The following is an 11,734-nucleotide window of genomic DNA, read 5'->3' on the forward strand; positions in this document are numbered from 1 at the left end:
CCGGCTGCGCGGGGCCGACGAGGGCGCGCGCCATCATGAGCTCGAGGTGGAGGCGCGGCGCGGTCGCGCCGGTCATCCGGTCGAGCGCCTCGCTCACCGTGTCGGCGATCGGCGAGAGCCGGCCGCGGCCGAAGAGCTGGGACTGCTCGAACATGCGCTGCAGCTGATCGGCGGGCACCCCGCGGAAGACCGCCGATGCCCCCTCCACCGAGGTGGCGGCGATCACGATGAGGTCGCGCAGCTGCTCGAGCAGATCCTCCACGAAGCGGCGCGGATCCTGCCCCGTCTGCACCACGCGGTCGGTCGCGGCGAACGCCTGCGCGGCATCGCCCGAACCCAGCGCGACGACCGTCTCGTCGATCAGTTCGGTGCTCGTGTAGCCGAGCAGTCCGGTCGCGCGCTCGAGCGTCACCTGGGTGCCCTCGCTGCCAGCGATGAGCTGATCGAGGATGCTGAGGGTGTCTCGCACGGAGCCGCCACCGGATCGGACGACGAGGGGGAGCACACCGGGCTCGACCTGCACGCCCTCGCTGTCGCACAGTTGCTGCACGTAGTCGATCAGCGCCCCCGGGGCGATCAGGCGGAACGGGTAGTGGTGGGTGCGCGAGCGGATGGTGCCGATGACTTTGTCGGGCTCGGTCGTCGCGAAGATGAACTTGATGTGCGGCGGGGGCTCTTCGACGATCTTGAGCAGCGCGTTGAAGCCGCCCGCGGTGACCATGTGCGCCTCGTCGATGATGAAGATCTTGAAACGGTCCCGCGCCGGCGCGAACACCGCGCGCTCGCGCAGATCGCGCGCGTCGTCGACGCCGCCATGGCTCGCCGCGTCGATCTCGACCACGTCGAGCGACCCGCCGCCGGCCCGGCTGAGCTCGGTGCAGCTCGGGCAGGTGCCGCACGGCGTGTCGGTCGGCCCCTCGGCGCAGTTGAGGCACCGGGCCAGGATGCGCGCCGACGTGGTCTTGCCGCAGCCGCGCGGGCCGCTGAAGAGGTAGGCGTGCCCGATCCGCCCGGTGCGCAGCGCGGTCATCAGCGGCTCGGTCACATGAGCCTGCCCGATCATCTCGGAAAAGGCCTCTGGCCGGTAACGGCGGTACAGTGCGGTAGCCACGGGGTCCATGCTACCGGCGGCGTCCGACAATCATCCCGCTGCGCGACCGACGTGCAGCAGTACACTCGGGGCCATGGAGGCTTCCGCTCACGGCAACGGTCAGCTGCTCGACGACGTCGATCGCGACATCATCGACCAGCTCCGTGTCGACGGACGTCTCTCCTTCGGCGAGATCGGTCGACGCCTGAACTTCTCCGAGCCCGCGATCCGGCAGCGCTACAACCAGCTCGGGCCGCGGAATCCGTGGAGCTGCGCGCGAATCGGGACGCAGTCCGCTGTTCACGATTCGATAACGCGCAGGACAGGCGAAGGTTCCGGGGCACCGACGCGCCGCGGATCGCCCTCCCGGCACCGCCGATCACGGGTTCCACTCCGCCGGGATCGGCGCGGTGAGGGCGCGGATCCGGGCTTCGTACGTGCGGCGCGTCGGTCAGGACGGCTTGCCGGCCGCTTCGACGAGCGCGCCTACCCGGAGACGAGCACCCAGGTCTGGCGGGCGATCTCCGCCTCCTCGTCGGTCGGGACGACGAGGACGGAGACGCGGGAGTCGTCAGCGCTGATCGCCCGGGCCTCGCCGCTCGCCACCGCATTGCGCGCGGCGTCGATGCGGATCCCGAACCACTCGAGATCCGCGCAGACCTCGGCGCGGAGCGGTGCGCTGTTCTCGCCCACTCCGGCGGTGAAGACGATCGCATCGGCTCCGCCGAGCAGCGCGAGGTAGCCGCCGAGGTAGTGGCGGATCCGCTGCACGTAGACGTCGAGCGCGAGCACGGCCGCGGCATCACCCCGGTCTGCTGCGGCGCGCACGTCGCGCATATCGTTGGAACCGGCGAGGCCGAGCAGTCCCGACCGGGTGTTGAGCAGGCGGTCGAGGCGATTCTCGTCGTACCCCGCCCGCATCAGGTGCAGCAGCGCGCCCGCGTCGATGTCTCCGCTCCTCGTCCCCATGACGAGCCCCTCGAGCGGCGTCAACCCCATCGAGGTCGCGACCGAGCGGCCCCGGTCGACGGCGCAGACCGAGGCCCCGTTGCCGAGATGCAGCACGACCTGTTTCAGCTGATGCACCGGCCTCCCGAGGAACGCGGCGGCCCGGCGCGAGACCACCTCGTGCGAGATACCGTGGAATCCATAGCGCCGCACCCCGTGCTCGGCGGCGACGGCCGGATCCAGCGCATAGGTGCGGGCGGCGGGCGGCAGAGTCCGGTGGAAGGCGGTGTCGAACACGGCGACGTGCGGAATCCCGGGGAACGCCGTCCTTGCCGCCGCGATCGCCTGGTGGTTGCCCGGATTGTGCAGCGGTGCGAGCTCCGCGAGCCCGAGAATGCGCGCCGCGACGCGGTCATCGATCACGGTCGGCTCGACGAATTCGCTGCCGCCCTGCACCACCCGGTGCCCCACTGCCGCGATGCCGAGCGACTCGAGCGACCGGCCCGCCTCCGCGAACGCCTGCGCGAGCAGAGCGAAGCCCTCCAAGTGGTCGCCGATCGCCTGTTCGGTCTCGACGGAGATCGATCCCGACTCGCCCCGATGGATCAGCCGCCCGAGGGGTTCGCCGATCCGCTCAACGAGCCCCGAGGCGAGACGCCGCTCGCTCCCGACCTCGATCACCTGGTACTTGATGGAGGATGACCCGGCGTTGACGACGAGGATCGCGCTCATCTCCTCAGACCCCCGTCTCGAGCCGGGTCGGATCCTGCGATCCGCCTTCGGCGGCCGCAGGATGACGGGGGAAGGGTGCTTCGGCGGCCGCAGGATGACGGGGAGAAGAAGCCGCCGCCTGGATCGCGGTGATCGCGACCGTGCTCACGATGTCATCGACGGTGGCGCCGCGGGAGAGGTCGTTCACCGGCCGGTTCAGTCCCTGCAGCACGGGACCCACGGCGACCGCGCCGGCAGAGCGCTGCACCGCCTTGTAGGTGTTGTTGCCCGTGTTCAGGTCGGGGAAGACGAACACGGTCGCGCGGCCGGCGACCCGGGATCCCGGCAGCTTCACCACCGCCACGGCGGGATCCGCCGCCGCGTCGTACTGCATCGGGCCCTCGATCTGCAGGTCCGGGCGCATCGCCTGGGCCAGCTCCGTCGCACGGCGCACCTTGTCGACATCCGCGCCCGCTCCCGAGCCGCCGGTCGAATAGGAGAGCATCGCCACGCGCGGCTCTACGCCGAACTGCGCCGCCGTCTCGGCGGACGAGATCGCGATATCCGCCAGCTGCTCGGCCGTGGGGTCGGGGTTGACGGCGCAGTCGCCGTAGACCAGCACCCGGTCCGCCAGCGCCATGAAGAAGACGCTGGAGACGACGGAGACGCCCGGCCGGGTCCTGATGATCTGCAGGGCGGGCCGGATCGTGTGCGCCGTCGTGTGCGCCGCGCCCGAGACCATGCCGTCGGCCAGGCCGAGCTGCACCATCATCGTCCCGAAGACCGTCGCATCGGCGACCTGATCCTCCGCCGCGCCACGGGTCAGTCCCTTGGCGCCGCGCAGCCGCAGCAGCTCCGCGACGAACTCCTCGCGCAACGGGGAGGTCGCGGGATCCACGACCTCGGCCCCGTCGAGCACCAGGCCCAGCCGAGCCGCACGGGCTCGCACCTCCGCCTCGTCTCCGAGAACGATGAGCCGTGCGGTGCCGCGAGCCAGCAGCACGCTCGCGGCGCGCAGGATCCGGTCGTCGTACCCCTCCGGCAGCACGATGCGGGAGCCGGCCAGTGCGGCGCGCTCGAAGAGCTCGTAGGCGAACATGGTGGGCGTGCGGACGCCCCCGCGGTGCAGTTGCAGGCGCTCGCGCAGCAGCGCGGCGTCGACGTGCTCGCGGAACAGCCCGATGACCGTGTCGAGCCGCGCGGGCGCATCCTCGGAGAGGAGGCCGCGCGCCTGGGTGATCCGCTGCGCCGTGTCGAAGGTGCCGAGCGAGGTGCGGATCACCGGCAGCGAGGAGCCGATGCCGTCGAGCAGCCGCTCCACGTCGTGCGAGAGCTCGAAGTCGCCGTTCAGCACGACCGCCGCGAGCGACGGGAACGTGGGCGCCTCGTGCGCCATGACGACCGCCAGCAGGGTTTCGGCGCGATCCGCGGCCACCACCACGGCGGACCCCTCGAGCAGACGCGGCAGCACGTGCTCCATCGCCATGCCGGCGATGACGATCCGGCGCACCTCGCGGCTCAGCATCTCGCCGCCGGATCCGTCACCCGCGTCGGTCCCGCCGCCGCACAGCAACTCCCCCTCGACGGCGTCGATCACGGTCGCCACCGGCGGCGCGACGAGTGCGACCTCCTCCGGCACCGCCCACACGGGCGTCTCCGGTGGCAGCGCCTCGGCCACCGCCTCGACGATGCCGTCCAACGCCTCCGGGTCGGCCCGATTCACGAGCACCGCCAGCACGGTCGCGTGCGCCGCGCGCAGTTCGTGAAGTCCGAGCTCCGCAACCCGGGCGAGCTCGGCCGCCGAACGCGGGCTCGACTGGCCGAGCGTCTCGGGGCCGTCGTGGCAGCGCCCGCCGAGGATCAGCATCACGGGCGCATCGAGGTTCGCGGCGATCCGCGCGTTGAAGGTCAATTCCGTCGGCACGGCTACGTCGGTGAAATCGCTGCCGACGACGAGGACGGCGTCGCAGCTGCGCTGCAGCTCACGATAGGCGGACACGATCCTCGCGAGCGCGGCGTCGGGGTCCTCGTGGGCCTCTTCGTAGGTCGCGCCGATGCACGACTCGTAGGGCGCTTCGGCCGTCGCCTTCGAGCGCAGCAGCTCGAGCACACGATCCCGCGCACGCCGATCGCGGATGAGAGGCCGGAACACGCCGACCCGCGGCGCATCGACCAGCAGGGCGTCGAGCACGCCGAGCGCGATCGCGCTCTTGCCCGTTCGGCCTTCCGCAGACGTCAGATAGAGGGATGCGACCACGCACCCAGCCTAGCCGCGCGGGGTGGATCGGGGCGCCGAGGCCGACAACCCCGATACCCGTTCATCCGGCCTCCGGCGACGCCGCTGCCGCCGCACCTGCGGCGCGGGCGAGTCCGCAGAACGAAAGACCCCTCACGCACCCGATAGAGCCCGGCTACCCTTGCTCTGTTTCCAGCCTGGGGGAGTTCACCGGGATATCGCCACGTGAGGGGCCTTACGAGCCTACCGCAGGTTCGGAGGCTGGCGTCACCCCGGTTCAGGGGCTCCCCGCGCCGGGAGGGAGGCACCGCCCCCATCGAGCGCTCCGCCGGCTGCACCGCCGACCGCGTCGCCGCTCTCGTCGCCGCTCTCATCCTCGCTCTCGTCGGTGCCGCTGAACTGCGCCCGGTACAGCCGGTAGTACGCGCCCTGCGCCGCGAGCAGCTCCTCGTGCGATCCCTGCTCCACGATCCGCCCGCTCTCCATCATCAGGATGGTGTCCGCATCGCGGATCGTCGAGAGCCGGTGGGCGATCACGAACGAGGTGCGATCCTGCCGGAGCGCTCGCATCGCCTGCTGCACCAGCACCTCGGTGCGGGTGTCCACCGACGAGGTCGCCTCGTCGAGGATCAGCAGCGACGGATCGGCGAGGAACGCGCGCGCGATCGTCAGCAGCTGCCGTTCGCCCGCGGAGAGCGCCGAGGCGTTCTCCGCGATCACGGTGTCGTATCCCTCGGGCAGTTGGCGTACGAAGCGATCCACCATCGTCGCCTTCGCGGCCTCCACGATCTCCTCGTCCGTGGCGTCGAGGCGCCCGTAGCGGATGTTCTCGCGGATCGTGCCGTCGAAGAGCCACGCGTCCTGCAGCACCATGCCGATATGCCCGCGCAGCTCGGCGCGGGAGAGCCGCGTGATGTCGATGCCGTCGAGCAGGATCCTGCCGCCGCGCAGCTCGTAGAAGCGCATGATCAGGTTGACCAGCGTCGTCTTGCCGGCACCCGTCGGGCCGACGATCGCGACGGTCTGACCGGGCTGCACCTCGAGCGAGAGGTCCTCGATCAACGGCTGCTCGGGATCGTAGCTGAAGCCGACCTGCTCGAAGCGCACGTCGCCGGTCGCCCGCTCCGGCAGCTGCTCGGCGGCGTCCTCGGGCTCCTGCTCCTCGGCGTCGAGCAGCTCGAAGGTGCGCTCTGCCGACGCGACGCCCGACTGCAGCATGTTCGCCATGCCGGCGACCTCGCCGATCGGCTGCGCGAACTCGCGCGAGTACTGGATGAACGCGGTCACGTCGCCGAGGGTCATCTGGCCGGCCGTGACGCGCAGCGCACCGACCACGGCGATGAGCACGTACGTGAGGTACTGCACGAACTGCATGGCCGGCATCATCGTGCCCGAGAGCGCCTGCGCCTTGAACGAGGCGTCGTAGAGCGCCTCGTTCCGCTCGTCGAACTCGCTCGTCATCTCGGCGTCGCGGTTGTAGACCCGGATCAGCTCGTGACCGGTGAACGACTCCTCGATGTGCCCGTTCAGGTCGCCCGTCCGCTTCCACTGCGCGGTGAAGAGCTTCTGGGCGCGCACGCCGACGATGCCGACGATGATCCCCGAGAGCGGCAGCGCGATCAGCGCGATGAGGCCCAGCTGCCAGGAGACGACGAACATCATCGCGCCGATGCCGATGATCGTCAGGATCGACTGCACCAGCTGCGAGAAGGCCTGCTGGAGCGCCTGCTGGATGTTGTCCACGTCGTTCGTGACCCGCGAGAGGATGTCGCCGCGCTGACGCCCGTCGAAATACGAGAGCGGCAGCCGGTTGATCTTCTCCTCGATGTCCTGGCGCAGCTTGTACACCACCCGCATCACGAGCCCGTTGAGCAGGTACCCCTGCAGCCACATGAGGAACGAGGCGACGAGGTAGAGGCCGAGCACGATCAGGATCAGCTCGCCGAGGCGGCCGAAGTCGATCCCCTCGCCCGGCACCACGTCGGTGCCCGCCAGCATGTCGGCGTACTGATCCTGGCCCTGCGAGCGCAGGCCGGCGATGACCTGGTCGAGCGGCACGCCCGCCGGCAGTCTCGCCCCCAGGATGCCGTTGAAGATGACGTCCATCGCCGCGCCGAGCACCTTCGGCGCGATGACCGTCAGCACCACCGACCCGACCACCAGCAGCGTGACGAAGGCGAACAGCCACTTCTCCGGGCCCAGCAGCCCGATCAGCCGCTTCGCCGAGGGCCAGAAGTGCTTCGCCTTCTTGGTCGGCTGGCCGCCGAACCAGTCGTCGCCGTCGGGCGTGTAGTCGTCGGGCAGCTCGAACTCTCCGAGCTCCCCCGCCTCGGTCGCGCCGGCGCCCGTCGTCCGCTGCGTCTCATCGCTCGCCATCAGACGGCCTCCGCCTCGGTCAACTGGGATCTGACGATCTCCTGGTACACGCTGTTGCCGGCCAGCAGCTCGTGATGCGTGCCGCGGCCGACGAGCTCGCCGTCCTCGAGCACGAGGATCTGGTCCGCCTCGGTGATCGTCGAGACCCGCTGGGCGACGATGATCGTCGTCGCCCCGGCCGTCGCCGCCGGCAGCGCCGCGCGGAGGCGGGCGTCGGTCGCGACGTCGAGCGCCGAGAACGAATCGTCGAAGAGGTACACGCGCGGTTTCGCCACGAGCGCTCGCGCGATGGAGAGACGCTGCCGCTGGCCGCCCGACACGCTCGTGCCTCCCTGGGAGACCGGCTCGTCGAGCTGCTTCTCCTTCTCGCGCACGAAGTCCTCGCCCTGGGCGACGCGCAGCGCCTCCCACAGCTCCTCGTCGCTCGCCTGCGCATCGCCGAAGCGCAGATTGGAGCCGATCGTTCCCGAGAACAGGTACGGGCGCTGCGGCACCAGGCCGAGCGTGTCGGCCAACTGCTCGCGCGTGAGCGCGGAGACGGGGGAACCGTCGACCGTGATCGATCCCCGCTGCGGGTCGTAGAGGCGCAGCATCAGGTTGAGCAGCACCGTCTTCCCGGACCCGGTCGAACCGATGATCGCGGTCGTCTCGCCCGCCTCGGCGACGAAGCTGACGCCTTTGATGACCGGGATCTCGGCACCGGGGAAGCCGAACGTGACGTCGTCGAACTCGATGCGCCCCGCGACGGGGGTCGGCTCGGTCGCGGTGTCCGGGAACGCGAGCTCCGACTCGGTGTCGAGCAGTTCGCGGATGCGCTCGGCGCAGACGACGGCGCGAGGGATCATCATCACCATGAAGACGCCCATCATCACGGCGATCAGGATCTGCAGCAGGTACTGCAGGAACGCGGTCAGCGAGCCGACCTCGACGATGCCCGCGTCGACCCGGTGGCCGCCGAACCAGAGCACCGCCGCCGTGGCGAGGTGCAGCACCATCATGATGACGGGGAACATGAGCACGAAGACGTTGCCCACGTTCACCGAGATCCGCGTGATGTTCTCATTCGCGACGCGGTAGCGGTCCGACTCGAACGGCTCGCGGACGAACGCCCGCACGACGCGGATGCCCATGATCTGCTCGCGCAGCACGCCGTTGATGTCGTCGACGCGCGCCTGCATCTGGCGGAACAGCGGCAGCAGGATCCGGACCAGGAACCCTACGATCACCGCGAGCACCGCCACCGAAGCCCACACGAGCCACGACATGCCCGCATCCTCGCGCAGCGCCATGATGATGCCGCCGATCGCCATGATGGGCGCGGAGACCATGAAGTTGAAGGTCATCAGCACGAGCATCTGCACCTGCTGCACGTCGTTGGTGCCCCGGGTGATCAGCGTGCCCGCCCCGAAGCGGGTCGCCTCGAGCGTCGACAGCGAGTCGACCTTGCGGTAGACCTCGCGGCGCAGGTCGCGGCCGACCGACATCGCCGTGCGCGCGCCGAAGTAGACCGCGGCCACCGCGCAGATCAACTGCGCGAGCGAGACCGCCAGCATCACGCCGCCGTTGCTCCAGATGAAGTCGGTGTCGCCCTTGGCGATGCCCTGGTCGATGATGTCGGCGTTGAGGCTCGGGAGCCAGAGCGCGGCGATCGTGGCGAGCAGCTGCAGCACCAGTACAGCGGCGATCCATGCCCAGTACGGGCGAGAGTGGTGCAAGGTCAGCCGGAGGAGGGCCATCGCATGCCTTTCGGTTCGTAAATCCCAGTCAGCGTACACCCGGGCGAGCGGATCCGACCCCGAGTCCGACCCTGATTCTCCCCTGATTCATCGCGTGTTCGCCCGCCGCGGAATGCGGTCTGGTCGAGGTGCCCGGGCGCGCCGTCGCCCGGGCACCGGGATGCGAAAGGGCGGGGTGCCGAAGCACCCCGCCCTCATCCTCGCCCCGCTGCTCCCGACGTTGCGGGGCCGCGGGTGCGCGCGGAAGCCTTAGGCCAGCTTGACGCCGGCGCCGGCCTCCTCGAGCTTCGCCTTGGCCTCCTCGGCGGCGTCCTTCTTGGCAGCCTCGAGAACGGTCTTCGGAGCCTCTTCGACGAGGGCCTTCGCCTCGCCCAGGCCCAGGCCGGTCAGCTCGCGCACGACCTTGATGACCTGGATCTTCTTGTCGCCGGCCGACTCGAGGACGACGTCGAACTCGTCCTTCTCCTCGACGGCCTCAGCGGCGGCGCCGGCAGCCGGGGCGGCGGCGACGGCCACGGGGGCGGCGGCCGAGACGTCGAAGGTCTCCTCGAACGCCTTGACGAACTCCGAGAGCTCGATGAGGGTGAGCTCCTTGAACTGCTCCAGCAGCTCCTCGGTCGAAAGCTTAGCCATGATGTTTCTCCTTGATGTGTGCCCTCACGCTGCGCGTGATCGGCGGGTCCTATTGATACCGGATCGGCGAGCGCCGATCCTTACGCGTCCTGCTTCTCCTGCAGCGCGCCGAAGCCGCGAGCGGCCTTGGCGGGCAGAGCGGCGAACAGCTGTGCAGCTCCGACCAGAGCAGCCTGCATCGCGCCGGCGGCCTTGGCCAGCAGCACCTCGCGGCTCTCGAGATCGGCAAGCTTGCCTACCTCAGCGGCGGTCAGGGCGTTGCCATCGAAGTAGCCCGCCTTCACCACCAGAAGAGGGTTTGCCTTGGCGAAGTCACGCAGAGCCTTGGCGACCGCGACGGTGTCACCGTGCACGAAGGCGAGCGCCGAAGGACCGGTCAGCTCGTCGTCGAATGCGGTGATCCCGGCGTTGTTGGCCGCAATCTTGGTCAGCGTGTTCTTCGCCACGGCGTACGTCGCGTGCTCGCGGATGCTGTTGCGGAGATTCCGCAGCTCGGCAACCGTGAGACCGCGGTACTCAGTCAGCAGAACGGCGCTCGACTCTTCAAACTTCTGCTGAAGATCGGCGACCGTAGCATCCTTCGTAGCCATGGCGCTCCCTAGCTTGTCGTGCCCGGGCGACGGTCGCCGCCCGGCGCCCTGCCGCCTCCGGGACTCGACTCGAAAAACGAGAAAAGCTCCGGCGCGCACGCACGGAGCTTCAAAATGCGAAGGAGATCCTTCGACTTCTGAGTCGTACCTGCGCAGGTCTTCGCTTTCGCGAACGTTCCGGGGCTCTTGCGAGCCCTACCGGCGGTCTTGGGCCAAGGGATAGCTTAACCGAGGCGGGCGCTCATCGCAAACGGCGGGCGGACGGCCCGATCCTCGCCGGGTATGCGCCGGCCCGCCACCGGTCAGCGCACCCCGCCGCCCTCCTCGATCGCCGCCCGCGCGGCGGCCACGGCCTCAGGAGCCGACCGGTACTGGTGCTCGTCCGCGGGGAACCGGCCGCCGCGCACCTCGTCCGAGTAGTCGGCGATCGCGTCGGCCATCGCGGTTCCGAGTTCGGCGAAGCGCTTCACGAACACCGGCGTGCGCCCCTCGGTGATGCCGATCAGGTCGTGCAGCACGAGCACCTGGCCGTCGGCCGGGCCGGCCCCGATCCCGATCACGGGCACGGCGACCCGCGGCAGGATCTTGGCCACGACGTCGGTCGGCACGGCCTCGATGACGAGCGCGCACACCCCCGCATCCTGCACGGCCATCGTCTCGGCGACCAGCCGACGGGCGCTCTCGACCGTGCGCCCCTGCGCGCGGTACCCGCCCAGCATCGTCGCGGTCTGCGGCGTCAGCCCCAGATGCCCGACCACGGGTACGCCGGCCGCCACGATCGCGCGGATCCGCTCGAGCCGCTCCGGTCCGCCGCCCTCCAGCTTCACCGCATCGGCTCCGGCTTCGCGGACGAAGCGCACCGCGGTCTCGATCGCCTGCGCGTCGGAGACCTCGGTCGAACCGAACGGGAGATCGCAGACCAGGAACGTGGCAGGGGCGCCGCGCCGCGCCGCGCGCGCCAGGGTCAGCAGCTCGTCGACGGAGATCTGCGCGGTCGACTCGTACCCGAGCACGACCTGGGCGGCGGAGTCGCCGACCAGGATCGCATCCACCCCGGCACGCTCCGCAGCGCGGGCCCCCGGGAAGTCGTAGGCGGTGACCATGACGATCGGCTCGCCCGCCGCCTTCATCTCGAGGAGTCGGGTCAAGGTGAGCTTCGGCTTCGCGACATCAGGCATGCCCGATCCCTTCTGGTGCGGGAGGATTCAGCAACAGGTTATCGATGAGGCGCACCGGGCCGGCCTCGGCCGCGACCGCGCAGACCGTGGGGCCGTCGACGGCATCGACCGGCACGAGCGTCTCGGGGTGGACGAAAGCCAGGTACTCGCAGGCGAGACCGGCCCGTTCCAGCGTCTCGAGCGCCGGAGGGCGCAGCTCGGAGACGCCGACGACGCCGCGCCCGACGGCGTCGGCG

The 11,734-nt window shown here is 70.1% G+C and carries 9 protein-coding genes, 1 other RNA gene and 1 pseudogene; 1 reads left to right on the forward strand and 10 read right to left on the reverse strand.

The genetic code is table 11. From position 1 onward, the window contains the following. A partial coding sequence (locus ACFPZL_RS05930; protein ID WP_382334879.1) for a DNA polymerase III subunit gamma and tau occupies positions 1–1,120 on the reverse strand: 1,120 nt, incomplete at its 3' end. Positions 1,121–1,184: 64 nt separating this feature from the next. Between ACFPZL_RS05930 and ACFPZL_RS05935 the strand changes: the two are divergent. Beyond that, positions 1,185–1,328: pseudogene (locus tag ACFPZL_RS05935) on the forward strand (AsnC family transcriptional regulator); the annotation flags it as partial. Between the two features lie 248 nt (positions 1,329–1,576). On the opposite strand, the gene ACFPZL_RS05940 reads toward ACFPZL_RS05935, so the two are convergent. The 9 genes from ACFPZL_RS05940 to ACFPZL_RS05980 all read right to left on the reverse strand — a co-directional run. Then, positions 1,577–2,770 carry an acetate/propionate family kinase gene (locus tag ACFPZL_RS05940; protein WP_218115297.1) on the reverse strand — a complete coding sequence of 398 codons (1,194 nt, stop codon included), beginning with the start codon at positions 2,768–2,770 and terminating at the stop codon, positions 1,577–1,579. Positions 2,771–2,774: 4 nt separating this feature from the next. Beyond that, positions 2,775–5,006: a phosphate acetyltransferase gene (gene pta, locus ACFPZL_RS05945; RefSeq protein ID WP_218115299.1), complete on the reverse strand. Its 2,232-nt coding sequence runs from the start codon at positions 5,004–5,006 to the stop codon at positions 2,775–2,777. Between the two features lie 120 nt (positions 5,007–5,126). Then, an RNA gene (gene ffs / locus ACFPZL_RS05950) (signal recognition particle sRNA small type) lies at positions 5,127–5,223 on the reverse strand. Between the two features lie 29 nt (positions 5,224–5,252). Further along, positions 5,253–7,361 (reverse strand): ABC transporter ATP-binding protein, encoded by a 2,109-nt coding sequence (locus ACFPZL_RS05955; RefSeq protein ID WP_218115301.1) that lies wholly within the window; start codon positions 7,359–7,361, stop codon positions 5,253–5,255. Then, positions 7,361–9,097, reverse strand: a complete 1,737-nt coding sequence (locus ACFPZL_RS05960; protein WP_218115303.1) for an ABC transporter ATP-binding protein — start codon at positions 9,095–9,097, stop codon at positions 7,361–7,363. The genes ACFPZL_RS05955 and ACFPZL_RS05960 overlap by 1 nt, the downstream gene beginning before the upstream one ends. Positions 9,098–9,346: 249 nt before the next feature. After that, the gene (gene rplL, locus ACFPZL_RS05965; RefSeq protein ID WP_218115305.1) at positions 9,347–9,730 is read right to left on the reverse strand and encodes a 50S ribosomal protein L7/L12; all 384 of its coding nucleotides are present in this window, start codon (positions 9,728–9,730) and stop codon (positions 9,347–9,349) included. Positions 9,731–9,810: 80 nt separating this feature from the next. Beyond that, the gene (gene rplJ / locus ACFPZL_RS05970) at positions 9,811–10,320 is read right to left on the reverse strand and encodes a 50S ribosomal protein L10 (RefSeq protein WP_218115307.1); all 510 of its coding nucleotides are present in this window, start codon (positions 10,318–10,320) and stop codon (positions 9,811–9,813) included. 302 nt (positions 10,321–10,622) lie between these two features. Then, positions 10,623–11,498: a 3-methyl-2-oxobutanoate hydroxymethyltransferase gene (gene panB / locus ACFPZL_RS05975; RefSeq protein WP_218115309.1), complete on the reverse strand. Its 876-nt coding sequence runs from the start codon at positions 11,496–11,498 to the stop codon at positions 10,623–10,625. Continuing rightward, the coding region (locus ACFPZL_RS05980; RefSeq protein WP_382334882.1) for a pantoate--beta-alanine ligase at positions 11,491–11,734 on the reverse strand (244 nt) is incomplete at its 5' end. The genes panB and ACFPZL_RS05980, both read right to left, overlap by 8 nt.

The sequence above is a fragment of the Leucobacter soli genome (assembly GCF_042659205.1).
Taxonomy (GTDB): Bacteria; Actinomycetota; Actinomycetes; order Actinomycetales; family Microbacteriaceae; genus Leucobacter; species Leucobacter soli.